Source organism: Mobiluncus mulieris ATCC 35243 (assembly GCF_000160615.1).
GTDB lineage: Bacteria > Actinomycetota > Actinomycetes > Actinomycetales > Actinomycetaceae > Mobiluncus > Mobiluncus mulieris.
Genome location: NZ_GG668518.1, coordinates 340,088 through 365,102, shown reverse-complemented (window position 1 = coordinate 365,102; position 25,015 = coordinate 340,088). Strand labels below are relative to the sequence as shown.

The 25,015-nt window shown below is 55.9% G+C and carries 23 protein-coding genes; all 23 read right to left on the bottom strand.

Features of this window, described 5'->3' with window-relative positions:
• Positions 1–91: 91 nt before the first annotated feature.
• The 23 genes from HMPREF0577_RS01470 to HMPREF0577_RS01360 all read right to left on the bottom strand — a co-directional run bounded on the left by HMPREF0577_RS01470 (position 92) and on the right by HMPREF0577_RS01360 (position 24,661).
• Positions 92–736, bottom strand: a complete 645-nt coding sequence (locus HMPREF0577_RS01470; RefSeq protein WP_004011890.1) for a histidine phosphatase family protein — start codon at positions 734–736, stop codon at positions 92–94.
• Positions 737–749: 13 nt separating this feature from the next.
• The gene (gene rsfS, locus HMPREF0577_RS01465) at positions 750–1,229 is read right to left on the bottom strand and encodes a ribosome silencing factor (protein WP_004011889.1); all 480 of its coding nucleotides are present in this window, start codon (positions 1,227–1,229) and stop codon (positions 750–752) included.
• A complete protein-coding gene (locus HMPREF0577_RS11750; RefSeq protein ID WP_248613626.1) occupies positions 1,226–3,523 on the bottom strand; it encodes a hypothetical protein in 2,298 nt (765 codons plus the stop codon). Before HMPREF0577_RS11750 ends, rsfS begins: the two co-directional genes overlap by 4 nt.
• 7 nt (positions 3,524–3,530) lie before the next feature.
• On the bottom strand, positions 3,531–4,244 hold the full coding sequence (nadD, locus tag HMPREF0577_RS01455) for a nicotinate-nucleotide adenylyltransferase (protein WP_004014328.1): 714 nt from the start codon (positions 4,242–4,244) through the stop codon (positions 3,531–3,533).
• A gap of 74 nt (positions 4,245–4,318) precedes the next feature.
• Positions 4,319–5,218, bottom strand: a complete 900-nt coding sequence (locus HMPREF0577_RS01450) for a hypothetical protein (protein ID WP_004011885.1) — start codon at positions 5,216–5,218, stop codon at positions 4,319–4,321.
• Between the two features lie 4 nt (positions 5,219–5,222).
• Positions 5,223–6,272, bottom strand: a complete 1,050-nt coding sequence (locus tag HMPREF0577_RS01445; protein WP_004011884.1) for a LacI family DNA-binding transcriptional regulator — start codon at positions 6,270–6,272, stop codon at positions 5,223–5,225.
• 30 nt (positions 6,273–6,302) lie between these two features.
• Positions 6,303–7,796 (bottom strand): 4-alpha-glucanotransferase, encoded by a 1,494-nt coding sequence (malQ, locus tag HMPREF0577_RS01440; protein ID WP_004011883.1) that lies wholly within the window; start codon positions 7,794–7,796, stop codon positions 6,303–6,305.
• Between the two features lie 2 nt (positions 7,797–7,798).
• The gene (locus HMPREF0577_RS01435) at positions 7,799–8,707 is read right to left on the bottom strand and encodes a carbohydrate ABC transporter permease (protein ID WP_004011882.1); all 909 of its coding nucleotides are present in this window, start codon (positions 8,705–8,707) and stop codon (positions 7,799–7,801) included.
• Positions 8,704–9,549 carry a carbohydrate ABC transporter permease gene (locus HMPREF0577_RS01430; RefSeq protein WP_004011881.1) on the bottom strand — a complete coding sequence of 282 codons (846 nt, stop codon included), beginning with the start codon at positions 9,547–9,549 and terminating at the stop codon, positions 8,704–8,706. Before HMPREF0577_RS01430 ends, HMPREF0577_RS01435 begins: the two co-directional genes overlap by 4 nt.
• Positions 9,550–9,660: 111 nt before the next feature.
• On the bottom strand, positions 9,661–10,995 hold the full coding sequence (locus tag HMPREF0577_RS01425) for an ABC transporter substrate-binding protein (protein ID WP_004011880.1): 1,335 nt from the start codon (positions 10,993–10,995) through the stop codon (positions 9,661–9,663).
• Between the two features lie 193 nt (positions 10,996–11,188).
• Positions 11,189–12,730: a GTPase ObgE gene (gene obgE, locus HMPREF0577_RS01420; RefSeq protein ID WP_036342375.1), complete on the bottom strand. Its 1,542-nt coding sequence runs from the start codon at positions 12,728–12,730 to the stop codon at positions 11,189–11,191.
• A gap of 166 nt (positions 12,731–12,896) precedes the next feature.
• On the bottom strand, positions 12,897–13,151 hold the full coding sequence (gene rpmA / locus HMPREF0577_RS01415) for a 50S ribosomal protein L27 (RefSeq protein WP_004011877.1): 255 nt from the start codon (positions 13,149–13,151) through the stop codon (positions 12,897–12,899).
• An 11-nt stretch (positions 13,152–13,162) separates the two neighbouring features.
• The gene (gene rplU, locus HMPREF0577_RS01410; RefSeq protein ID WP_004011876.1) at positions 13,163–13,483 is read right to left on the bottom strand and encodes a 50S ribosomal protein L21; all 321 of its coding nucleotides are present in this window, start codon (positions 13,481–13,483) and stop codon (positions 13,163–13,165) included.
• A gap of 189 nt (positions 13,484–13,672) precedes the next feature.
• Positions 13,673–15,067: an MATE family efflux transporter gene (locus HMPREF0577_RS01405; RefSeq protein WP_004011875.1), complete on the bottom strand. Its 1,395-nt coding sequence runs from the start codon at positions 15,065–15,067 to the stop codon at positions 13,673–13,675.
• Between the two features lie 272 nt (positions 15,068–15,339).
• Positions 15,340–15,792 (bottom strand): Dps family protein, encoded by a 453-nt coding sequence (locus HMPREF0577_RS01400; protein WP_248613625.1) that lies wholly within the window; start codon positions 15,790–15,792, stop codon positions 15,340–15,342.
• Between the two features lie 361 nt (positions 15,793–16,153).
• Positions 16,154–17,257 (bottom strand): FAD:protein FMN transferase, encoded by a 1,104-nt coding sequence (locus HMPREF0577_RS01395; RefSeq protein WP_050756873.1) that lies wholly within the window; start codon positions 17,255–17,257, stop codon positions 16,154–16,156.
• 71 nt (positions 17,258–17,328) lie between these two features.
• Positions 17,329–17,784, bottom strand: a complete 456-nt coding sequence (locus HMPREF0577_RS01390; protein WP_004011872.1) for a hypothetical protein — start codon at positions 17,782–17,784, stop codon at positions 17,329–17,331.
• Entirely contained in the window at positions 17,781–18,638 is an 858-nt protein-coding gene (locus HMPREF0577_RS01385) for an ABC transporter ATP-binding protein (RefSeq protein WP_004011871.1), read from the bottom strand. Before HMPREF0577_RS01385 ends, HMPREF0577_RS01390 begins: the two co-directional genes overlap by 4 nt.
• Before the next feature lie 3 nt (positions 18,639–18,641).
• A complete protein-coding gene (locus HMPREF0577_RS01380) occupies positions 18,642–19,775 on the bottom strand; it encodes an ABC transporter permease (protein ID WP_004014368.1) in 1,134 nt (377 codons plus the stop codon).
• 12 nt (positions 19,776–19,787) lie between these two features.
• Complete coding sequence (locus HMPREF0577_RS01375; protein ID WP_004011869.1) at positions 19,788–21,068, bottom strand: ABC transporter permease; 1,281 nt, start codon at positions 21,066–21,068, stop codon at positions 19,788–19,790.
• 4 nt (positions 21,069–21,072) lie between these two features.
• Positions 21,073–22,338: a Fe-S-containing protein gene (locus HMPREF0577_RS01370; RefSeq protein WP_004011868.1), complete on the bottom strand. Its 1,266-nt coding sequence runs from the start codon at positions 22,336–22,338 to the stop codon at positions 21,073–21,075.
• A 50-nt stretch (positions 22,339–22,388) separates the two neighbouring features.
• Entirely contained in the window at positions 22,389–23,066 is a 678-nt protein-coding gene (locus HMPREF0577_RS01365) for an iron transporter (protein WP_004011867.1), read from the bottom strand.
• Positions 23,067–23,083: 17 nt separating this feature from the next.
• Positions 23,084–24,661 (bottom strand): FTR1 family iron permease, encoded by a 1,578-nt coding sequence (locus HMPREF0577_RS01360; RefSeq protein WP_169764834.1) that lies wholly within the window; start codon positions 24,659–24,661, stop codon positions 23,084–23,086.
• Positions 24,662–25,015 lie beyond the last annotated feature (354 nt).

Sequence of the window (25,015 nt, the reverse complement as noted above, 5' to 3'; positions counted from 1 at the left end):
TTAGGGACACATCCGGGCAAGCACCTCGTGAAACCGAAAAAACGCACGGCGCCACCGTAGCCACAACACCGACGCACCCTGATGCCACCGATTACGGCCGCAACCGAGTGTCCGAGGCACCCAGGTTGTACCCGCGCACCCGCCAACCGGGGTGACGCGACGTGGTCTCCAGCCTAGCCCAGTGACAGTTATCCATACCGTGAAACCCAAACCAATCCCGGCAATCCAACCCCAAAAGCGTGGTCACTGCCTGGGTGCAGGCCGACCCGTGCGAAACCACCAGCATCGTCTGTCCCGCTGACAAGTCCGCCGCGAAATCCCGGCACGCCTGGCTCAGGCGCTCCCCCACCGCGCGCCGCGATTCCACCCCCGTACGCGCGGAATCCGGGTCGCCCCAATCCCGCCACGAGGTGAAATCATCGGGCCAACCCGCCTTGATTTCCTCGCCGGTCAAGCCTTCCCACTGGCCAAAACCCCGTTCTTGCAGGCGAGCGTCGGTTTCCACCGGTAAACCCAACAGTTTCGCGACACACTGCGCCGTAGCGACAGCGCGTCCCAGCGGCGAAGACACAATGCGCACAATCGGTTCTGTGGCCAGCTGCGCGGCTGCTGCCTCGGCTTGTGCCACGCCGGTGGCGTTCAACGGAATGTCAATCTGACCTTGGATACGCAAGGCAGCGTTGTAATCGGTTTGACCGTGGCGCCACAGCAACAAGGTTTTCGCCGTATTTTCCATCGCTTTCCCCGTTTCAGTATTTATTGGCCAGAAAATCCAGGGGGGATATCGATTGCGCCGTCTTTGCGGTTGCGGTTGCGGATTCATGAGGTGCTTGCCCCGAATTCGCGTGTGGCGCAACAGTGGCGGGTTCATCTGGATCCGGAATCGGCACTACCGGAGCGTCAGCCCACAATCTTTCTAAAGCATAGAATTGTCGGTCGGATTCGTGCTGGACATGCACCACTATTTCACCATAGTCCAACAACACCCACCGGCATTCCTGGAATCCTTCCCGACGCGCCAGCCGCACCCCGTGGCGACTCATGGTTTCATCCACGGCCTCTACGATGGCACGAACCTGACGCTCATTATTCCCACTTGCTAATATAAAAATATCCGTCAACGCCAGGCGGGCGGATACATCCAGGGCAATAACCTCGGTAGCCTTCTTAGACTTAGCCGCAAGACCAGCCAGTATAGCGAGTTGTATTGCTTGAGAATCGGCGCTCATACCCCTCCTGTATGATATATTGAAAAATGTTGATACTCCGGGTTTTTGCTAATATACAAAAGTTTTTCGACTGGGAAGGTTTCCCCCACCGCAGCAAAGACCTGAGGGCTGAACCCACTGGCAGACTTTTGGGAAGCGGAACGATCCAAGGCGAAAATCAGCAATACCACAACCAGAACCGTTACCAACACTACCAAAGCCCAGCGGGCGGCCTGACCCACCATCAGAATAGTTTCACCCCACCGCCCGGATTTACGAATCAAGCGTTCGGTAAAAGTCTCTTCGAATTCATCCCAGTCAATATCTTCGATTTCCTCGTCGCTCAGCTCGCTGCCAAAGCGTTCGGCCTGGGACTTTAAAGCCTCAATTTCGGCTTGATGCGAGGCTTCCTCGGCTTCTTTGAGCTCCTGAATCTGGCGAGCCTCGATATTCTCCAGGGCTTCACGCCGCGAAGAACGAGTCTGTTGCGCCCCCCAAGCCCCCCGCAGAGGCATGGGCATCCCATAGCCATAAGGAGCCCGCGGACGTCCCCACCCATAGGGACCGGCGGGTGGAAAACCCGGGCGACCCATCATGCCGGGCATCCCGGGCATCGGCATCCCCGGCATTCCAGGCATTCCGGGCATCGGCATCCCTGGCGCCCCGGGGCGACCCATCATGCCCGGCATCCCCGGCATCGGCATCCCCGGCATTCCAGGCATTCCAGGCATAGCCGGGTAACGCCCCATACCGGAAACTCCCGGGGTGGGAGGAATCCCTTGCATACCTGGATAAACAGGGTTTTGCGCCGGCATCTCGGGTCGTTGCAACGCAAATCCGTTCTTGGCTAAATCGGGTTGCGGCTTCGACCCGGGCGACTGGGGTGCGGATTCCCCCGCAAAGGCCGGGTTTTGTGTCTGGGGATGGACAATCTGACCGGCACGAGGCCGCGCCTCGGTTTCGAGCAAATCTACGACATCCTGGCTTGGTTCGGGCTGCCGAGACACGGCTGTGGCCCCACCACCCGGTCGCGTGGCTGGCGACATCGACTGCCCCGGTGGATGTCCCTGGGTCTGTCGTGGCAAAGCCGGATTCGAACCGGGCTGCAAGGATGGCTGCCGTCCCGGCTGTGCCTTGGCTGCCGGTGATGGGGTCGGCGAAAACTGTGTTCCCGGGGATTGCGCCGGCCGAGGACGTGGTGATTCGGGTTGCTGTTGCCCTGAACGCGTGGCCTTCTGGGCAGGTTGCCCGCCGTTACTGGGCGGCTGTCCTGGGTTTCCAGGCTGTCCTGGGTGTCCAGGTTTCGCCGCCGATGCCCCCATTGGCACCATCTTAGGCGCCGTTTTAGGAGCCCCCGCTGGTACACTGGCCGCGTTTGGCGTCCCCTGAGATACCCCGTTTGGTGCCAGCTTAGAAGCTGCGCCACGCGCCGCGTTTGACACCCCGGATTGCTTCTGTCCAGCGGGAGGAAACTGCCGCGACCCTCCCGCTGATACTGGACGCGGCTGCCCCGCCACCTGTCCCGATGCAGTGGGTGATGCAGTGGGTGGCTGGGCTGGAGTAGTTGGCGGCGCAAGTCTATTGGCGTTCCCACCCGCAGCCTTGCCCTTCACGGGAGTCATTCCCGGCACTGGCACTGGACTCGGAGGACGCTTGACCGGCGCGGTCGGATTCGCCGTGGCACCGCCTAGCTTCGGTGTTGCGGCGGGGCGCAACACCGGTCGCGCAGAACCGCTGGTTTTCATGTCAGTTACCAAAGGGGTGGGATGGGATTTACTGCCGGTTCGCGCGTCGGTTACAATGGGCACCCCGATTGCACCCGGTTTCGCCTGTAGCGACGCAGGTTTCACGGGTGACGCAGGTTTCGCAACTTGCGCGGGTTTCGGGTTCCCCCCGGGGGCATGAGGTGCGGATCCGGAACTGGGCGTAACCACAGGAATCATCCCGGTAGTAGATGGCGGTATCGGCGCCCCGGGAGAATGCAGCTGGGATATCTGGGTGGCGGGACGGCTTGGAGGAACCGGAACGGCGGGTTTATCGGGAATTATCGGCTTGTTTCCCTGTACCACCACGGGTTCTACCCCTGGCAAAGCCGGTCCGGCATTGCTCTGGGCTTTGGCTTTGCCGATAACCGGAATCATCCCAGTCATCGTGCCGGTTGCGTCCACGGCTCGCACCGCATGGGCGGTTTGGGGAACACGCAAACCAGGAACACCCTCGCCAGACAGCACTTGACCAGGCTTGGGTGCGTTAACCCCCAAGCCTGGAGCTTTAATCGTGCCTCGCGGCGAACCGGTATTCTCTGTACTCACCATCCCCCTATCACTTAGGCGCTTCTTCCCTAAATTTTAGGATACCAGCATTTTCACAATCTTCCGCAGTCTTCGCGCTGCTTACAAGGAAATCGGAGTCCTGGTAAAGGCCATACTTGGCAATGTATTGCACCACCCCATCCGGCACCAGATACCACACTGGCTGATGTGATTTTACCCTAGAGCGACAATCCGTAGAGCTAATTGCCATGGCAGGTACTTCTACCAAGGAAACCCGTTGCGCCGGCAAGCTGCCCGAATCAAAGACTACCCCCGGCCGGGTCACCCCCACGAAGTGCGCCAATTCGAACAGTTTATCAACATCTTTCCACTTCATGATATCCGCAATAGCATCGGCTCCGGTGATAAAAAACAGCTCGGAATTTTGATAGATACCGTGTAAATCCCGCAAGGTGTCAATCGTGTAGGTGGTGGTACCACGTTCGATATCAACCCGTGAAACAGAAAACTTGGGGTTAGAAGCCGTGGCAATAACCACCATTAGGTAGCGGTGTTCAGCCGGGGTAACGGCGCGACCGAGTTTAAAGGGCTGCATAAAGGTAGGGACGAAAATGACTTCATCCAGACCGAAAACCGCTTGTACTTCCGAGGCCGCCACCAAGTGTCCGTGGTGTATCGGGTCAAAAGTGCCACCCATCACCCCGATACGCCGCACTCGGTGCCGAGACCCAGACCACAGTCCCGCGTCATGGCGTGTTTCCATGGTGACCTTCTTTGTTCGGGCTGTGTCCAATTATCTTCAAGTATACCGACATAAGTTCCCCTCGTGTCACTTGTCTATAAACCAGCTGAATCGCCCCCCGGGGCGTCAGTGTTGAAACTGCCGGCCGCTCGAAAAAAGGTCACGAGTGGCCGGTATTGCGCCAGAACCACCAGGTAAACCCCGAATGCAGTGCCGAAAAATGTTTCCCAGGCCAGGACTTGCCACAGCGAATCTGGCTGGAGCCACACTATGATTATCGGCGCGACCGTCATTAACACTCCCACTAGGGAACGCGGCAAGTGGCACAGCGACAACAGTAATGCCGCACGCAAGTATGTCCGCAGCTCGCGGCGACCTAGTTGCTGAGAGTGTCGTTGGTTGCGTTGGGGGTTGTGTTGGGGGTTACGTCGAGGGGTACGTTGGGGTGATGCCCCGTTGCTCTCAGCTCGAGGTTCATGAGGTGCCAGCGGGTTTCCCCCGCGCATTGCTAACATCGCCCACATCCACTGGTTCACGATTATGACCAGGAACACCGCGAGGCACAACAGCGCCCCCCAGGCTATTCTTAAACCCGGAACCCCGAGGCGTGCTAAAACAAACGATTCCCACAATACCAAGCTCGTAAACAGTAAATCCGCCAGCCACAAACCACTGGCCACCAGCCAATTCGCCCTGATGATTTCCCACAAGCCCCGCCAGGTGAAATCCCCGTCACGCACCAGGCAAGCCCCTAATGAAAACAACAACAACCAAGACAACCCACCCGGCAGCACCACAGCAAACCCCACTGCCGCCAAAAGATTCGCCGCAAACAGCGACACCACCCAAGAAAGCGCCTGATAGAGCCGAGAATCCGGGGAAAACAGCCCCCCCGAAGCGGTGACACCACCAGAGTGCGATTCCACCGTAATATCATCCCCCCAGACCTGATCCGGGGAATCTGCGGTTCCGGCACCGTCCCGTCCCACCGGCATCTACCTAGTCCTTTCCAGGAGACACCCGAGCCACCGAGCCTCTCTCGACCAAGGATCCCGGCACAATCACATGTTGGGGACTGTCCCCCGCCAACTGGGAAAACAACATATCACAAGTGATTTCAGCAATCTTTTCCACCGGCTGTTCAATAGTGGTCAAACTGGGATACACAAACTTACCCGCTGGGATTCCGTCAAAACCGACAATGGATAAATCCCGGGGCACCTCGCGCCCAGACTCGCGGGCGGCGCGCAAAGCCCCAATAGCCAAAACATCAGCAATAGCGAAAATCGCGGTTACCTCGGGGCATTGCGCCAACAAATCCCGGGTCATCTCGTAGCCACTCTCGAAAGAATACGGCTCGTCAGCGGTGGCATCAAAGGAACGCACCCAACCGGGTTGCGGCTCTAAGCCTAGACGACGCATCGCCTCAAGATATCCTGACAAACGCAACGAACCTATGGAATTATCCAAGGAATCCGATCCCAACAACGCGATGCGGCGGTGTCCCAACCCATAGAGATAGTCAACGACCCGCCCCGCCTCCCCCCGGTCGTCAATCGACACCGAGGCGTAACGCTCCCGATACGCACTGTCCATCCAGCTGACCGTGGAAACCACAAAAGGCACCCGCAGTTTTTCCATGTCGGCGGCGCGATGTTCGTACTGAGCGCCCAAAAACACCACCCCCGACACGGATTCTTCGTTCACGATTTTCACGGCTTCGCTTAGCTCGTCACTCCAGTGGGGCACCGACACGATGCTCATCAAATACTCGTGGGCGCGAATCTCGCGTTCCATCCGCCCCAAAATTTTGGCGAAAAGAGGGTTATCCAAGCCCTTAATCACCACTGCTATCGAGCGGTTAAAAGACAGCTTCAAGAACCGTGCATGCCGATTCGGGCGGTACCCCAAGGAATCCGCGATATCTTGGATACGCTGGCGGGTTTTATCGGAGACCCCTTCCTGACCGTTTAATGCCCGGGACACCGTCACGATTCCAACTCGGGCTTGTTTAGCCACATCTTTGATATTGACGCGCTGTGCTGGCATTTGTGTTTCTCCCGATGATTATGTTTGCCTCTACTCACTATAGCGCCCCGATATCCTTGTTAGCTGGTCAATAAACGTCCAAGGTATTGCGCCCAACGTGGTTTCGTCAAGCTTCCATTCCCAGTTACCGTTCGCCACCGAAGGCGTATTAATCCGCCCCTCAGAACCCAATCCCAGATAGTCCGCCACCGGAATAATGCAGGTATCCGCCACCGAAGTCATCGCCAAGGTAAGGAAACACCGGGGCAAATCAGCCAGGGCGGTGTCCTGGGCGGCACAGTAAACCCGAGCCAGCTCCTGGTCTGCCGAGGACAGGGAATCAAACCACCCTCGCAAGGTATCGTTGTCATGAGTCCCGGTGTAAACCACGGCATTTCGAGGCATCTCGTAGGGCCAATAATTCGCGGGTTCCCGGGAATCAAAGGCAAACTGAATCAGCTGAATTCCCGGTTTCCCGGTGGCTTCACGTAGCTGGCGAACTTCCTCGGTCATGTATCCCAAGTCCTCTAACACCAGCGGTAAATCGCCCAGTTCCGCTTCCATGGCCTGGAAGAACTCCAGTCCAGGACCGGGCTCCCAATGTCCTGCCCCAGCGGTTTTCGCCCCCGTAGGCACCGCAAAGTACGATTCCAAACCCCGGAAATGGTCGACACGCAACAAGTCCACGCGCCGCAACTGCACCCGCAGGCGTTCCTTCCACCAGGCAAAGTCCTCGCGGCGATGTGCCGGCCAATCATAGAGCGGATTGCCCCAAATCTGGCCGGTGGCAGAAAACCCGTCCGGCGGCACCCCCGCCACATTAGACGGCAATTTGTCCGCCCCTAGTTGGAACAGTTCGGGATTCACCCAAGTATCCACCGAATCCAAAGACACGTATATCGGGATGTCACCTAGGATTTGTATCCCCTGGGAGCTCGCGTATTGGTGTAAATCCTCCCACTGGCTTTCGAAAACCCATTGAGAAAATAGGTGGAATTCAATCTCTTTGGCCAGCTCACGTCGGGCTCGTTCCAGAGCCTCAGGTTGGCGGTTACGGAACTCTTGGGGCCATTCCAGCCACGACACGCCCCCGAAATGGGTTTTGAGCGCCATGAACAACGCATAGTCCGTCACCCAGGGATTCGCCTCATGAAACGCCACAAAATCGGGACTTTCCACCCACTTCCCCGCTCGAGCACACGCCAAGTGGAGCACTTTGCGCGAGGACTGCTCCACTTTGGCATAGTTCACTCGATTGGGAACGTCACCCCAGTCCAAGGATTCGATTTCATGAGGCGCCAGCCAATTCTTGGCTACTAATGAATTCAAATCAATGAACCAGGGATTCCCCGCATTAGTAGAGTGACTCGAATACGGCGAAGCACCGTAGCCGGGGGGACACAGTGGCAGAATCTGCCAAATCCGCTGCCCCGCCGCCGCGAGACGGTCAATAAAACCCCGCGCCTCTTGACCAATCGTTCCAATCCCATAAAATCCCGGCAGGGAAAACACCGGGAGCAACACTCCCGCACAACGCGAACCCATGATTATCCCTTTACCGCCCCGGCCACGACACCTTCGATAATGTACTTTTGCGAAAACAGGTAGAAAACCACAATCGGGATAATCGCCAATACCAACATGGCCATCATCGCGCCCATGTCGTTAGAACCGTGCGATCCCACCAGTTGCTGCACCACCACGGGAATGGTCTTGTATTCCGTGGAAAGCCCAACCACCAGGTAGGGCAGCAGATAGTCGTTCCACACCCACATGGCCATCAGGATAGCCACCGTGATGCTGACGGGTTTCAACATGGGCATCACCACGAAGAAATAGTTACGCAGGGGACTGCAACCATCAATCATCGCGGCTTCCTCGACATCACGGGGAATCCCTTTGACGAAACCAGAGAAAATAAACACCGACAGCCCCGCGCCAAAACCCAGATAGAGCACTATCATGCCCACAGGATTAGACAAGCCCAGCGTATCGGCAATTTTCACGGTGGGGAACATCACCATCTGGAAGGGCACCACCATAGAAAACACCAAAACCAGGTAAATCAGGTTCGTCCACCAAGCCTTTACCCGCGTGATATAGTAGGCCGTCATTGCCGCAAAGAATACGATTATCACCACCGAGCACACGGTTATAAAGGCCGACCAGCCAAAGGCCGCAAAGAATCCCGTGGCCGCCAAGCCTTGGACATAGTTCGTGGCTCCCGCAAAATACTCGCCCAGCGGCAAAGCGAAGGGCTCATCGGAGATAAAGAGACGACCTTTAAAGGAATTCATCAAAATGAACAGCAACGGTCCGATGAAAACCACAGTCAGAATAACTAGCACCGCGTAGATGATTGCCTTGGAAACCAGGCGAGGCCCGGTAGACGAAGGCGCGGTGGATTTAAGCTGAGTCGCCGCGTTCGTGGCGGGGCTTTGCGCAAGGTTATTCATGATTCAACCTCCTTGGAGCGAGTCAAGCGCAGTTGCAAGAATGCAATCAGGGTCACTATCAGGAAGAACACCACCGCTTTGGCTTGTCCCACGCCTTCGTAGCCAGGTTTACCAAAGAAAGTGTTGACGATGTTCAAGGCTGCCATTTCAGTGGCATGTTGCGGCGCGCCGTTGGTCAAGGCCAGGTTCTGGTCAAAGAGCTTAAACGAGTTACTCAAAGTCAAGAAGGTACAGATAGTGATAGAGGGCATAATCATCGGAATAGTGACATTGCGCATTATCTGCCAGCGACTCGCTCCGTCGATTTGAGCCGCCTCTACCAGCTCGGGTGGTACCGATTGTAACCCCGCAATGTAAATCACCATCATGTAGCCAACCTGTTGCCAGTTCAACAGCAAAATCAAACCGAACAACCCGTATTTAGCGTCCGTTACCAGGGTGGTATTAAAGTTGTGCAGCACCGCGTTTATAATCGTCTGCCAGGTGTAGCCCAGCACGATGCCCCCAATCAAGTTGGGCATAAAGAACACGGTGCGGAAAAAATTAGTGCCGCGCAACTTCCGGGTCAGCAAATACGCAATCGCAAAGGCGAAAACATTCACACTGATAATCGCGATAATGGTCACCACCGCCGTAAAAGCCAACGCCGAGACGAAACCCTGACGCTCACTAAAGGCCTTGATATAGTTATCTATCCCGTTGAAAGTCGCATTGGTCACCGTGGTGAACTTAGTGAAAGACAGATAGATACCGATAAAAAACGGTGCCAAAAAAGCAATAATAAAAGCAACCAGAGTCGGTCCAGTAAAGACTAAACCCCATCGTTTCAGACTTTTTTCCATATTGTTTCTTTCCGTTTACGGGGCTGGTTGCCCCGGGGTGGCGGGTTCATGAGGTGCCGGTCGCTTTCCCTGGCGACTCATGAACCCGCAACCATCCCCACAAAAGGCGAGCTAAGACTGTTTCTCAGCTTCCCAAGACTTCTTGAACAAATCCACTACCTTGTCCCAGTCCATTTGACCCGCAGCGTACTGCGCCAAAGCCTGGCCAAAGTCATCCTTGAACTGCTGAGAGGGGAAGGTGGTGAATTCCCACGGCACGCTGACCAAATCCTTGTTGGACATGTAGGAAACTACTTCCTTAGCCAAGGGGTCACTGGGTTGTTCAGACTCGGTGAAAGTATCGAAAGGTGGGATGAATCCCAGTTCCCCTACCATGAACTTCTTGCCTGCATCCGAAGAAATCAGCCAGTTCACAAAGTCAATAGAAGCCTTTTGGTCAGCCTCGGAGGCCTTGGAGTTGATGGAGAAGAAGTTTTCAGTGCCGATGTTGATGCCCTGCTTGGCTTCATTGGGGAAACCGCCATAAATCGGCATCATCTTGACATCTTCGGGTTTGACCGTGTTGCCATCTACCTCCGAGATTTGCCCGTAAGCCCAGTTACCGTTTTGTACCATCGCAGCCTTACCCAAGGCGAACTCGGCCATGGAATCGGTTACGGCCTTGGAGCTGGCCAGTTTGGGGTCAATCGTAGAGTTCTTCAGGTACAGGTCAAAGATATTCTTGAATTCCTTGTTGTACTTGAAATCCAACTTGGGCATATCGGTCTTGTTGTTATCGGCGTACTCGAAGTGAACCGGCAGGTCAGCCAGGTGGGTTTGCCAACGCCAATCCTCGCCGGGCTTCAAAGAGGTGGAAGCGAACACCCCGTCGATGCCCAGGTCGCCCTTCTTGGCTTGCATGTCTTCTACCACCGATTTCAGGGTGTCGAATCCCTTGATGTCGTCCATCGATTTGGCCTTGGCATCGGGCATAGCAAAGTACTTGTCCATAATGGCCTTGTTATAGATAATCCCGTAGCCTTCCTCTACATAGGGAACCCCATAAACCTTGCCGTCTTCACCCACGGCCATCTTTTTGTCCAACAGGTGCTTGTAGAAATCCGTATTCGACAGGTCGGCGGTGTAGTCCTTCCAAGATTGCATCCCTACCGGGCCGTTAATCTGGAATAATGTCGGGGCGTCTTTCTTAGCTACCTCAGCTTTGAGGGTCTGTTCATAAGTACCCGAGGCAGCGGTGACCACCTTGACAGGAACCCCGGTTTCCTTGGTGTAGGCCTTGGCAACTTTTTGCCAAATCTCGTCTTGTTCGGGCTTGAAGCTTAGATAGTAAACCTTGCCTTTGCCGTTGTCGGCGGCATTGTTCCCGCCACCTCCGCAGGCTCCCAGGGTCAAGGCCAGTGCGGCGGCAGCACCCAAAGCAGCAATTTTGGTGATTGTAGATTTCATTTCGACTCCTCACAGTCTCTTTCCCAGCTCCCGTGCTGTGGATTTTTGGCAACGGAAACGTTTCCGTTGACTCTAAGATAGCTCCATCAACTGTGAAAATCAAGTACTTTTACCCAAAAACTTTTTGCCGTGGCGTTTTTTGGGCTAGCTTGGGGGTTTTACGGTTCATGAGGTGCCATTTTTAATTACGGATTTACTCCGGATCGACCCATTTCCCGGATTCGCGCTCTTGCGCCAGTTCCTCGCGGGCGCGGCGCTTGGCATCCATCCAGGCGTGATAATCAATGCGTCGCTGCTGGTTGGAACGCCGTCCGGATTCATAGAGCCGCGAATCCGTGCCCCGCGCCCCCAGCAATTCCGCCCCGGCCTGCAGGGTAGGTTCCCAATCGAAAATCACCCCGGTTTCCGGATCCCCGATAATGACTGTATCCCCAGCCCGTGCCCCGGATTTAAGCAAATCGTCTTCCACTCCCGCATTGGCCAGCCGATCCGCGAGGTATCCCACGGCCTCGTCATTGGTGAAATCAGTCTGTTTGACCCAGCGTTCCACCTGGTCGCCCCGGATTTGAAAGCCGGGTCTGTCCTCAATACTGATAGAAGTGATGCTATAGTGTTTTTCGCCGCGGGCGGGTTTCGGGTTCGGACGCAAGACAGGTCTTACGGTTTCATGAGGTGCCAGCCCAGATTCCCGGAATTCTTTTACCAGCGTGGACAAACCGAGACTAAGATCCTTTAGCCCCTCATGAGTGGCGGCCGAAACCTCAAAGATAGGCCAACCCAAGCGCCCCAAATCCGCACGCATCACTTCGGCCATTTCCCGGCCGTCGGGTACATCAATCTTGTTCAAGATAATGGCGCGCCGTCGTTCCATTAGCGGCGGCAAGGATCCAGCGGCGCTGACCTGACCAAATCTGTCCAGGTCAGAGGCATAAGCCGCCAGCTCGGATTCCAAGGCGCGAATATCGGAAAGCGGGTCACGCTCGGGTTCCCAAGCCGCGAGATCCACCACATGCGCCAGGACACAGCAACGTTCGATGTGACGCAAGAAATCCAATCCTAAGCCTTTGCCTTGCGCAGCTCCGGGGATTAGGCCGGGCACGTCGGCCATCGTGAACCGGGTCACCGGACTGTCCACCACTGCCAGGTTTGGCACCAAAGTCGTAAAAGGGTAATCCGCAATCTTGGGCTTGGCTGCCGACAGCGCCGCCACCAGCGAAGATTTCCCGGCCGAAGGAAAACCAACTAAAGCCACATCCGCCACGGATTTCAGCTCCAGGATAACCGTGCGTTCCTCGCCGGGTTCGCCCAGCAACGCGAAACCCGGGGCTTTACGTTTCGCCGAAGCCAAACCCCAGTTACCTAAACCTCCGACTCCCCCGCGTGCCAGGGTGTATTCAGCCTCGGGGGTTCCTAAATCCGCCAGTAATTCCCCGGTTTCGCTGGTCACTACCGTGCCCAGCGGCACCGGGAGTACCAGGTCTTCCCCGCGTTTCCCATCCCGGTAATCCCCCGCCCCCGCCAAGCCGTTCTCGGCACTGACATGGGGGCGATGATGGAACTCTAACAGGGTCGTGACCTGGGGGTCTACCCGCAGGATTATCGATCCGCCGTGCCCGCCGGCCCCGCCGTCGGGCCCGGCTAGTGGCTTGTATTTCTCGCGGCGAATCGAGGCGCAGCCGTTTCCCCCCGCCCCAGCGGTGGCGAAAATTTTCACGTAATCCACGAAACTGACCAAGATTCCCCCTTGATTTTGAAAAGCGCGGATGCGGGCTACTAACTGTTCTTCCGGCTGGCACCTCATGAAAAGAAACCGACGAAACCAGCCTAACCCGTAGCAACCCGAAAAGACGGTTTAAACACGCAAAGGGGCTCGTCGGAGCCCCCTCGCTGCCGCTAGCGCACTATACGGTTTCCTTGACGGAGACGATACGGCGATCGCGGTGACGACCGAACTCTACCGCGCCTTTCTTGAGGGCGAAGAGGGTGTCATCCTTGCCGATGCCCACGTTGAAACCGGGATGATAGCGGGTGCCGTTTTGGCGCACCAGAATCTCGCCCGCGTTGACGATTTGCCCGCCGAAACGCTTTACGCCCAGGCGCTGCGCATTAGAATCGCGCCCGTTGTGCGAAGATCCCAAACCTTTCTTATGTGCCATTTCCTAACCCCCTACTTGATGCCAGTAATCTCGAGACGGGTCAGCGGCTGGCGATGGCCTTGACGCTTACGGTAACCCGTCTTGTTCTTGAACTTCACGATAGAAATCTTGGGTCCCTTAGCCGGACCCAGAACCTTCGCGCTGACCTTGACCTTGGCCACGTCCGCAGCCTTGGAAGTCACCTTATCCCCATCAACCACGAGGATAGCCGGCAGCTCAATGGTTTCCCCCGCTGCCCTTTCTACCTTTTCCACCAGCAGTTCATCGCCGACAGAGACTTTCTCCTGTCGGCCGCCGGCCTTGATGATCGCATAAACCACGTCGAAACTCACTTCTTGTTTAGACTTCTTGCATATCTTGCCCGCGCTTCGGCTCGGGCGAGCACAAAGCACCGAAGTTCAAAACTACCCTATTTTTACCCTCAGCGCAAACTGACCCAGCCCCCAGCAAAAGGCCGGAGGAATTTGAATCTTACTCGCATATACATACGAGATATGCCAGTTTCCCTCCGAACTTTTTCGCTACAGCTGCATCCAGGCACTTTGGCGCAACCGCCACCCCAATGTCACCAACCGCGCGGCCATAAACACCCCGCAGTAACAGCCCCACAGCCAAGCCAAACCCGCCGGTCCCGCACCCGCCCAGACCCACACCGCCACCAAGGCCGGGACGTAGATTGCCACGTTGGCCAAGCCCGCCCAGGCCAGGTACCAGGTGTCGTTGGCGCCTATCAAGACCCCATCTAAAACAAAAACCACCCCCGCCAAGGGCTGGAATACCGCCGAAACCAGCAGTGCGGCAGTCGCAACCACCGCCACTCGTGGGTCACTGGTGAACACCCAGGGCCACACCGGACACACCGCAGCCGTCACGACCCCCAAAACCAGGCCAATTCCTATCCCCCACCAGGTCACGCGGCGAATCAGGTGGCGCACCCCAAGTTGGTCAGCCCGTCCCAGTTCAAACCCAATCAGAGCTTGGGTGGCTATCGCGATGGCATCGTGAAAATTAGTGGTAATCCCCCAGGTGGCGGCCGCAACTTGCCGCCCGGCCACCGCAACCTCGCCTTGGGCGGCCGCAACCCACAGGGTAGCCAGGATTACGGTTTGCATGGTTATGGTTCGTATCATGAGGGGCGTGCCGCCAGTCAGGGCTTGCAGTATCGCTTTGAACTGCGGAACCAGGGAAACCCCGGCGGCGCGGGCACCGGCGATGATTTTCACAACAAAAGCCGCCCCCATCCCTAGAGAGGCCAGGCTGGTGCCAAGCCCCGCCCCGGTTATCCCCAGGCTGGCACCATAAATCAAGGCAGCGTTCAGGGCGACGTTTGCCCCGGCTCCGATAGCGGTTATCACCAGGGGGGTGCGGGCATCGAGTTGGCCCCTCATGGCGCCGGTACCAGCCAAAACCAACAGCATCCCGGCCATCCCGGGGGCGGCTGCCCGCAAATACGCGGCGGCCTGTAAGTTCACGGCAGAACCGGATCCAAACAGGGCTACTATTGGTTCGGCGCCCAAGTACAGAACCGCAGCGGCCGCCAGCCCAACCAAGACCCCCAGCCAGGCTCCGTCCACCCCGGTTTTCACGGCCGCTGCCCGGTCGCCTGCGCCAAGTTGCCGGGAAGCCACGGCGGTCGTGCCGTATACCAAGAACAGACACAGCCCTGCGACCAGCACATTCACGGAGGACGCCAAGGTCAACCCAGCCAGTTCAGTGGTGCCCAGGTGACCTATCATCGCGGAATCGGCCAGCACCATGAGGGGCTCGGCCAACAGCGACCCCAGCGAGGGCACCGCGAGCCCCAAAATACGGCGGTTCAGGGATTTCCCGTTAGCTGTTTTATCCACGTCTTCGACGCTGCCTTTAGCCCCGCTTTCATCCTCGCCTGGCTGATTCCCTCGCCGTTTAGTGTTCACAGCCTCATTCTATCGGCAAGGTTTAAAGATGAACCACCCGGTCTTTATACCCCTAATCAAAAATCCTAGTCATAATACCTGTCCTCCTATCGAATCAAACAGAAGAAAACCCAGACCAGTTCATATTCTTGTCGGTTACCCAGTCACCCCAACTCTTAACAACCCGAGGCACCCCAGGCGCATCTAGGAAACTCCGGGGATGCCACAGAAAAAGATGGAGGCTGGCAAAACCAGCCCCCATCAACTAAGGAGATGACAACTACAGTATCACGTTATTTGCCCAGACGACCTAGGTGAGCGCGCAGGAACCAAGCCTGCTTTTCCAGCTCGCGAGCCGTCCCAATCAGCAAATCGGAAGAAAGCGGGTCAACATCATCCACAGCCGGGATGAATTCCTTCATCTTGTTGCTGACCGCCATTAAAGCCGCCTCGTAGACCTCGTACCCCTTCTTTACCTGGATGTAGCCCTTGTCCAGAGGCTTCAACACGGTAGTATCCGCAATAGTCTTAGCGCGACCATCCGGCTGACCCCCAATAGCCACCAGGCGCTCTGCCAGGTCATCGTAAGAAGTGCGAGCCAAAGTAATAATGATATCCAGGAACTCGTGCAGCACCTGGAAGCCCTCCCCCTCTAGGTTCCAGTGAATCTGCTTGCCCTGCAATGCCAAAGCGTTCAAATCCACCAAACCCTGCTGCAGCGCATCTTCGACAACTTTGTTGCTCATATTTTTCATCCTCCATTTACTTCTAGATTTTGTTGACATTTGTTATCATAGACCACCTTTGTTGGTATAGCAATAGGTGTGACCTGGAACTTCGTCTAGTCTTAGGTGAGTGTTTCCTGAATTCCACGACCCCCCAGGCCAGCGCAAAACCGCAGGTAGGTTCACCTTTCCTAACGCCTATCACCTGGAGTTTTACCAGTCGGTTAGGGAAAAGTGGGTTAGAGGACGGCGATGCTCGCTCGACCGGATTGACCCGCTAAAAAGATGCGATTTGCTTTTTAATTGTCCTGACAAAAAGCGGGTCTAGGCCTGCCGAAACCGGGTCAGCCAGAGAACACTGGAGGATTTTCAAAACCCCAGGCTACCGGCTTGCAGACAAACCCGGTTTACCCAGCCGCAGGAATTTGACCATGTCGGGGGTACCCAGAACCTGGCGGTCACAAGTAAACACGGCCGCTGCGACGTGGTGAGCCACACACAAATCCAACCCGGCCTGCGCCCCCAGCAACAGCACCGCCGTGGACACAGCCTCCGCCGTGATTCCGTCCTTTGCCACCACCACAGCCAGAGCCACGTTGGATTGGGCGGGCTGGCCAGTCAGCGGATTTACCAGATGCGTAACCCAATCCAATCCCGGCTCAAGTTCTTGCGCCGTCCCGGACAAGGACACCGACCCATTGCAAAGTTCCAGGTAGCCCACCGGACTAGGCGTACCCACCCAAGGAGAACGAATCCCAATCCGCCACGGTTCGTTTTCGTCGGCGCGAAACGCCAACGAAGACGAACCCAGATTCACCATAATTCGAGACTCAGAATCAAATCGAGAATCACCACCCGAGGCACCCGCCTTACTCGCCTCGCCAACTACCACGCCCGCCCCCGCAGCCGCGCTGGTTCCACCGGACTCATTCTCCCCCCGAGCCGCCTTACAGAAATCCAGACAGGACTGTAAGGCCAGGTCAGCGGCCACACCTTTGCCGATGCCACCCAAATCCAACTGCCGACCCGCCCCCACGCAGGCCATCCCCGAATGCAGTATCAGGCCATGCCCCCGGCTCACAGCCGCGTCAATATTCTCCCGTCGAAAATAAAATCCAGAACTCTCTTCGACAGCACCACCCGCAGATTCTCCCAAATTCAGCTCGGGATTAGGTCGAATCGTTTCACCCCCGCTAGCCCCCACATAGGCCACGTCGAACAAGCCCCCAGTGGCGCGCTGCCAGTATCGCGCACCGACCAGCAAATCCCAGGTTTCCGGACTGACTGCCATAAACGCGCCCGGATGTCGGTTCAAAACCGAAATCTCTGAATCAGGCAAAAACCGCGACCACTTGGCCTCCAGTCCGCGCACGATTTTGGCTATCTGTTCACCGCGCGCATCTGCACCCGGAAACTGCAGTGTGCCCACGGTTCCCATAGCCGCGAAACTATAGGTGTCCACAGGCAAAGCCGGAGCCTCGCTCACAGCCAGCCCCCGCAACGGGCGAAAGCCGACGAAAGCTCAACTTGCCAAAACCTCATAAAAGCAAAACCCGTCTAACCACACTTGCCCAGCGCGTCCTCGACCGCTGACTGGAACAAACCGTGGGAAATCGAAGCCCCGGCAATCACCTCAACCTTGTCCGCATCCGAAGTCTCCACAAACTTCTGGGCGTACTGCGGCTCCGCCCCGACCGCACGCTGGGCACGCTGATAAAATTTGCCATCGGTGTGCCCCGTGGTGGTTTTGCCGTACTCCCCGTCGTGGGGTCGTCCGTGTTCGTCAATTACCGTGAACTTCGCGGTGGTCACTTTCTGGCCTTTAACCGTGAATTTGATGAGGGCGTGCTGCCCATCAGGGGCGGGCTGCGACTGCCCTTCGTAGGTGCCGTCCTTACATACACTCGCATCCAGGCTTTGCGAACACCCGGTCAGCATAGTGCTGGACACCGCCAAAGTCAGTGCCCCCAAGGCCGCCGCTTTACGCGTGGGTTTCGGTTTCTCGTGACTCACTTTTCCTCCTTGGTAGACTCTGTTTCATGAGGGGCTTGCCCGGAATCCGCGCGTAAATCTGGCGAGGCGCCGGACTGGTCCGGCGCATCGCCGGCTGGCACCTCATGAATCCCCGAAGAACCATCCCCCGAAGAATCCGCACCAACCGCACCAAAATCCCCCAAGCGTGCCTTGCCGCCCTGCTTCGGCGCCGGATGACCTTTGATTTCCTTGGTAACCCGCCCGTGATCAAGCAAAATCTGGCGCGTCCCCTGGCTGGCGACCGTCTGGTCGTGGGTCACCACAATCAGGGTCGTGCCCTCGTCATGCAACTGGTGAAAGAAATCAATCACAATCTGTTCATTGGCTTCGTCCAGGTTACCCGTGGGCTCGTCGGCCAAGATAACCTCCGGGTGGTTAATCAGCGCGCGCGCCACGCAGACGCGCTGCTGTTCCCCGCCCGAAAGCTGGTGGGGCAAGTGGGTCGCGCGCTCACGCATCCCAATTCGGTCGAGTGCCGCCAAAGCTTCCTTTTCATCTGGAATCGAGTGGTAATACTGCGCCAACATCACGTTCTCTACGGCCGTGAGATGCTTGACCAGGTGGAACTGCTGGAAAATCAGGCCAATCTTTTGGCGGCGCATCGTAGCCAGGGCAAGCTCGTCGAGTTTATCCAGGCGCATCCCATCCAGGGACACCGTACCCTTAGTTGGGGAATCCAAGCAGCCCAAGATATTCATCAAAGTGGACTTGCCCGACCCCGAAGAACCCACCACCGACAGCCATTCCCCGGTCTCTACCTGCAGCGACACGTTATCCAAAGCGTGCAGGTCACCATAGATTTTAGAGACACCGTCAACAATGTAGCCACCCATAAGTTATTCTCCTCCCAGAACATAAGCCGGTTGAATCTTTACAATTCTTCGTGCCGGAATCATCATCCCCACCACGGTAATCAACACCGCGAAAATAATAGTCAAAGGCCACCCGGCCTTCGAAGCATCAATATCCATCGCGAAAGCCTGGTGGGTGACGAACTTCGCAATCCAAATCCCGGCCGCCGAACCGATAATCCCCCCGACCAGACCGGTCAGGATTGACTCGCCAATAAACTCGACCAGGATTTGCTTGGGCATCGCCCCCAAGGCCTTTTTGAGCCCAATCTCTTTGGCTCGTTCATTGACCATCGTCACCAGGGTCGTGGACACCCCAATCAAAGTCAACACCGAAATAATCGAAGATACCAGCCAAATCAGGGAACGCAGAATCGAAGTCAGATTGTCCTCCGACTTCGAGATGCGCCGAACCTCTTGGGCGCTGGCGTTATCGGGGTCAACCTGAGACAAGGCCGTCGTCGCTTTCTTTAAGTCCTCTGAAGAACCCGGAATCGAGAACTCCACCACATTGGCTGACGGTGGTTCTTGCAAGAACTTCGCTAAAACATCCTGATCCATCACAATCAGGTCGTCCTCGGCACCCCCAGTGCGTAAAATCCCGGAAACCCCGAAGTTTTTGCTAAAGTTTTCGTCCTTCGGTGATGTCAAGGTCATGCGACTCTTGAGCGCCAAACGGTATTTTTCGGCCGCATTTGACCCCACCAGGATTTCATCTTCCGCCGGGAGCTTGCCCTCTATTTTCCAGTAAGACCGCACCTTTTGGGAATCCGCCATGTTTGTGCCCAGTACTTGCACCGACTGCTGGCCGTAAAGCACACTGGCATAGCGGTAACCCGCCCGCCCCAAAAGCTTCGTTTGGGTCTGGTGCAGTGCCCGGTCAATCTTAGGCATCAAATCCGCGCGAATCAGGTTACTGCCAGTCGGAGTCATCACCACATTCGCCCCGTAAGACCGCAACTGGTTCGCCAACTGACCCGGCACGGTATAGGCCAACAGCAACAAGGCACACAAAGTAGCCGAACCGGTGGCAATCGAAAGCAAGGCAATAAAAGTGCGGGACAGGCGGTGGATAAACGCCTTAGCCACAATGCGCAGATACATTCTTCGTCTAGTCATTTTTCACCGTCTTTACCTGCCGTGCAGCACTTCCGTCGGGTTCAACTTCACCAACGAGCGGATAGCCGGCAGCGACCCCACCAGCACCGTCGCTAAGATAATCAAGGCCATAAGCGGAATCACCATCGGGCGCATATTGATAGACGACTGGAACACCAGGTAGCCCACCAGCTGTGCCAACCCGAAACCACCCGCGAAGCCAACCAAGCCGCCCACCAACCCCACAATCAGAGTCTCGGTGACAATCTGGCCAGCAATCGCAAAGTTTCGTGCGCCGATGGCCTTCATAACCCCGATTTCCTTGGCGCGCTCCATCACCGAAGCCGTCACCAGGTTCGCAATCCCTAGCGAGGAAGCCAAAGTGGCTAAAACCGCCACCATCAGCATAATCAACTGGATTTTCTCCAGGATAACGCCTTCACTTTCCGCGATTTGTCGCACTGGCTTGGCCGAGGCATTGTGCATGACTTCCTCTAACTGATAGGCAATCGAAGACACATACGATGTGCAATACCAGGTTTCCCAATCCTGAGCTGACAAGGAAGACGGGTCTTGGGCGGCACGCTTAGCCAGCTCATTTTCCGGGGTCGTGATGGCGCGTACCTCGATTTTATCAACCTGACCCGCACGGTTAGAGAGATCCTGGGCGGTCTTAAGCGTAGTGAAAACCTTGTTTTCTTCGTCATCCCCAGAGGTGAAAATTGCGGCCACCTGGAAATCCCTAGCCTGGGATTCCGTACCGAAGTTGACCTTATCCCCGACCTTCCAGCCCATCAGGGAAGCGACTCGTGAACCTGCCACCACCAAATTATCGTCACCATCGCTGGGAAGCTTCCCGTCAAGCTGCCACCAGTCACGCAGGTTAGCGGTGCCGGTGGTCACTTTTTCGCCGGTGGCCGAAATGAAAGTCTTTTTCCACCACGTGCCCACCACGTCGACGGGCGCACCGTCACGAGTAGCGGCCGGGACATACAGATAAGGCGAAAAATCCGTAATCGCCAAAGACCAAAAGATTTCCTTGATTTTCGGAAGATCTGCTTCCTGCAGTGCCCCGTGAGTCGTGGTGTTGTCGATGTTGTACAGGGAGGACACCGCCGCCACGGACTGGGGCAAAATCTCGATGTTAGCGCCGTAAGACGTGAGTTCCTCGTTTACCTTATCCCCCACGTCCAGCATCACCGCCAGCATTGAGGTGGTCAGGCTTGCCCCCAGCGCCACGGTGAGCGCAATCATGAGGCGCGCTTTGAATTGACGCCCCAGAGCCCGAAAAACGATACGCAGAAAAAAGAACATAGCCTCACCTAAAAACGTCCTCGAACTGGGACAGTTCCTTTACACTGAACACCAGCGAGTCCTCGGTCTGTTTGTAACTGATGGGGATGGGATTGCAGCCGCCCTTGAACCCGATGGTCTGGGTGTTCATCATCACGTCGCAACGCGAACAGATAACCTTGCCGTTGCGTTCGTAATACCCGGCATTACCACAAATTTCGCAAGCGTCCAGTCCGGTACCGAAGGAAACCTGGTTCTTTTTGATGACGATGAAACGAATCTCGGTGCCGGTGTCGGTCTTGTAGGCGAAGCGGTGCAAGTGCCCGTCGGACACCAACTTGCGGTCAACCTTAATCTTGTCGCCTTCCACTACCGAGGGTTCAATAGGTGAGAGTTCAGGTTTCGCCTCGGCTCGGGTTTTCCCGTCGGTGCAAACCCAAACCAGTGCCGCCCCGAAAGCGATAGAGGCACCGAAAAATTCGCGGCGGGACAACACATCAGCCCGGTGGAGGCGCACCTGAGCGGGATTGAGTTTTTTACCCTTGATAGACGGAACCTTCAGGGCGATGACCCCGGGCAAAGCCGCCACTAGCGCCATCGCCAGCAAAGTCAAAACCAAGTGCTGTTGGAAGAACAGCACCATGTTGAAAACAAAACTTAGCCTGGGCAACATTCGCGCGTTGGAAAGAATGTTGTAGATAGAAAAGGACTTGGGCACAATCACAACCAGCAACACCAGGGTGGTCAAAATATTGCACACCCGTCGACTCATATGCCGGTAAGAACGGGCAATCACCCAGGCGCAAGCCAAGGCAAGCAAGGTGCCACCAGCGAAACCCACCAGTCGTAAAATAGACTGGGTTTCAAAGGCAGAAGTCCCCATCAAAACGATTGAGTCAATGCTCAGGAAATACGGCAGCGCAAAATAGAAACCCCCGATAGCTAGGAACAGCATCGAGGTTACCGCGAGCAAACGATGCCGCCAAGTCTGGTCAATGAGGTGTAGCTGACGCGACCCCAGAATCCACAGACTCGCGGTAAAAACCACCACCATCAGTAAAATCAACAGTCCAGCCCAGACCTTGATGGCAGGCAGGCTAATCCAGGGCGTGTTCAGACGCAAATACGCGATAACTCCCGCCACTCCTAAGCCGAGCAGACCGAAAAACCAGGTGATAAGCCCCATGCGCCGACGTTCCATCGGCGCATGGGGTCTGTTCACGAGTGCTAACACTACGGTCAGCATCAGGGGCAGGAGATCCAGTACAGAAGATACAAAGAGCTTCAGCACTGTATTATTCCTTTCTGTTCCCTATTAATTCTTGTTTGGAGTGGACGGTCTTAGACCAAGTCGTGGCTCCACTCCCAGTTGTCGAAGGTGACCTTCAAGGGATCCTTCCAGAAGCGACCTTCCACAGCAGAAGAGTCCTTACCGGTGTGCAGCATCCAGTCGTTTGCCGGGGACGGAATGGTCAGTTCAACCTTGTATTTACCGTCGGGCAACTTGATGTTGTTACCGTAGTGCGGGCCGTCGTTAGCAATCATCGGCATCAGGGTACCTTCGTAGCCAACAGCGCCGGTATCCTTGTTAATAATCTTGGCATTAATCTTAAGGTAGGGCATGAAGAGGTCGCCATCGTAGCCGATCTTCTTGGCCTCGTCGTTGGTCTTTACGTCAACCTCGAAGTGCATATCGGATTCAGAAGCCGGAGGCATCGCCATGGAACCCTGCTCCAAGTCAATAGCCTGGAAGAACACGGCGTTCACCTGTAGCATGCCGGCTTTCTGTTCGCCAGAGTCGCCCACCGGTTTTTCCTCGATACCAATGAACCCTGGAGGCAGTGGCTTCTTTTCTTCTTTATCGCCCTCGTCGCCTTCCTTCTTTTGCTGGTCTTCACAGTTGCAAGGTTTGCAGTCATCCTTGCCACCGCTGGCCTTAGTATCCGTAGACTGACCACAGGCGCTGAGCGTAAAAGCCACGCTCATAGCCGCCAGTACAGCCAATAGTCGCTTGTTCATAGACAAATTGCCTTTCACTAGTGGACGTTTTCGCCCGTTTTTTCCACCGATTCTTGTGAGTCGGGGAGATTTTGTGGTTTGGCCGCTAGTTTGTGCTGAATCACTGCCAGTGCCACCAAAATTACGGCCACGATTACCTGCCCTACAATGGTTTGCACACTGGGGTGCAGCCCTAGGAAGGAAATCGTCGGAACCCCGTTAAGTGGGGTGTTCAAGATATTGTCAAGATTCGGGAAGGCATCCTGCAGTTCCTTGATAGCCCCGCCCGTGATGGTGATAGCCATGAAAGCCAGCAGGAACGACGTCCACTGGAAGAAAGGCTTCAATGGCAGGCGCACCCCGAAAATCCAGACCAGAGCAAACAGAATCGCCAAGGCCACCGCCGCTGCCAGCACCCCGAACCAAACCAGGGCTTTGTCTCCACCGGTTTTAGTGGCGGCGAAAATCGGTTGGAAGAACAGAATTGTCTCGGATCCTTCGCGCAACACAGCCAGAAAGGCTACTGTCCACAGGGAAAAAGCACCCTTCCCGGATTTGGCTTCTACACTGGACTTGATGAACTGCGACCAGGCTTCGCCGTGGGACTTCGACAAAATCCAGTTAGACACATAAATCAGCATGAGTACCGCTGCAATACCGGTGATGCCTTCAATTAGTTCCTGGCTGAGCCCGGTGGCGGTGCTGGCGGTGAGGATGCTGAAGAGTACCGCTAGGCCGGCTGATACCAACAGAGCCAGGACAATACCCACGATGACTCCGGGCAGCTGATCGCGCCGTTTGGCCTTCATCAGGTAGGTGATTACCGCCGCAATCACGAGTAGCGCCTCGGCACCTTCGCGTAGCAACACAATGAAGGACGATACGAAGCCACCCCAACCTGAACCAGCGCTGTCTTTACTGGTCATCTTGTCGAGCTTTTCGGCATCTTCCATAACCATGCTAATCAGTTTGTCGGCCGAAGCCTGAACCGTCTCAACACCCTTGTCTTCCTTGATATCCACACGCAACTGTCGGAAAGCAGCCTCTACATCGGTGACCCGCGCCAGGGATACCAGCGCAATCGTGGCCTTTTCCAGCCCCATAGATTCGTAGTGCCCCAGATAGGCATCGGTGGCCAGATGAAAAGCCTTGTCTTTATCGCCGGCCTTGTATTTTGCTACCGCAGCTTCAGCGGTTTCCTTAATTCCGTTTCCAACGCGGGTCCACTGGTCGTTTAGTGCTTTAGACTTCGACAACGCTTTGACGCGGGCATCAAGATTGGCACAAATTTCATTTATCCGAGTTTTAGCCGAGTCTGCGGTCAGAGTTTTGGCTCGAATTTCCTTTCGCAGCCCAATCAGGGATTTTCCGAATTCCTCGGCCTGTTCGGCACCGACACGGTGTACGATTTGATCCTTTAGACCCGACATCCGGTAAATCTGGTCATAGGCCACGCGGGTTGTCGCCACCACGGCTTTTTCGTCCCCCGCCGCGACCTGTTCCGGAATTTTTTTGATTTCGGCACAGGTGTCTTTCGAGGCCTTTTCCCAATCAGCCTGCTTGTTCCCGGCGATAGCCAAGGGAGCTGCAAGTAAATAAAAAGTAATGATTATCAAAGCGCTTAGTAAAGCAGCTATCCGTCTACACCCTCGCGCGCTTGCGGTGCCCGCTACTGTATATCTTAACATCATTCTCACCTTAGATTAGCGATACCTAATTTGTCAACCACCCTCCGGACGTTAAGTATATGCACTCCTTACTTGGGGTCAAATAATTTCACCTATTGATAGCCATTACCGTTTAGTGTCGCCATGCGAGCCTGCCCTTTATCAACAGTTCTCCGCCCCAGACAGGGGGGTATCACTATCGCTAGGAGGAAAACCCCTGGTAAGGCGCCCATGAGAAGAATTACCAATAAGGGTTAGCATAAAAAAATCACATAAGCCTTGCCTAAGTCTTCCATTAGTGGT

Coding starts and splice junctions, on each gene's coding strand:
- HMPREF0577_RS01385 (WP_004011871.1), bottom strand. CDS start 18,638: ATGGGTGGCTACATTGTTGACGGTGTCTCTAAAATCTATGGTGACCTG.
- HMPREF0577_RS01445 (WP_004011884.1), bottom strand. CDS start 6,272: ATGCCAGCACAGCGCGTCAATATCAAAGATGTGGCTAAACAAGCCCGA.
- HMPREF0577_RS01375 (WP_004011869.1), bottom strand. CDS start 21,068: ATGTTCTTTTTTCTGCGTATCGTTTTTCGGGCTCTGGGGCGTCAATTC.
- HMPREF0577_RS01470 (WP_004011890.1), bottom strand. CDS start 736: ATGGAAAATACGGCGAAAACCTTGTTGCTGTGGCGCCACGGTCAAACC.
- HMPREF0577_RS01400 (WP_248613625.1), bottom strand. CDS start 15,792: ATGAGCAACAAAGTTGTCGAAGATGCGCTGCAGCAGGGTTTGGTGGAT.
- nadD (WP_004014328.1), bottom strand. CDS start 4,244: ATGGAAACACGCCATGACGCGGGACTGTGGTCTGGGTCTCGGCACCGA.
- rpmA (WP_004011877.1), bottom strand. CDS start 13,151: ATGGCACATAAGAAAGGTTTGGGATCTTCGCACAACGGGCGCGATTCT.
- HMPREF0577_RS01435 (WP_004011882.1), bottom strand. CDS start 8,707: ATGAATAACCTTGCGCAAAGCCCCGCCACGAACGCGGCGACTCAGCTT.
- HMPREF0577_RS01430 (WP_004011881.1), bottom strand. CDS start 9,549: ATGGAAAAAAGTCTGAAACGATGGGGTTTAGTCTTTACTGGACCGACT.
- HMPREF0577_RS01450 (WP_004011885.1), bottom strand. CDS start 5,218: ATGCCGGTGGGACGGGACGGTGCCGGAACCGCAGATTCCCCGGATCAG.
- HMPREF0577_RS11750 (WP_248613626.1), bottom strand. CDS start 3,523: ATGGTGAGTACAGAGAATACCGGTTCGCCGCGAGGCACGATTAAAGCT.
- HMPREF0577_RS01425 (WP_004011880.1), bottom strand. CDS start 10,995: ATGAAATCTACAATCACCAAAATTGCTGCTTTGGGTGCTGCCGCCGCA.
- rsfS (WP_004011889.1), bottom strand. CDS start 1,229: ATGAGCGCCGATTCTCAAGCAATACAACTCGCTATACTGGCTGGTCTT.
- HMPREF0577_RS01380 (WP_004014368.1), bottom strand. CDS start 19,775: ATGACTAGACGAAGAATGTATCTGCGCATTGTGGCTAAGGCGTTTATC.
- HMPREF0577_RS01365 (WP_004011867.1), bottom strand. CDS start 23,066: ATGAACAAGCGACTATTGGCTGTACTGGCGGCTATGAGCGTGGCTTTT.
- malQ (WP_004011883.1), bottom strand. CDS start 7,796: ATGGGTTCGCGTTGTGCGGGAGTGTTGCTCCCGGTGTTTTCCCTGCCG.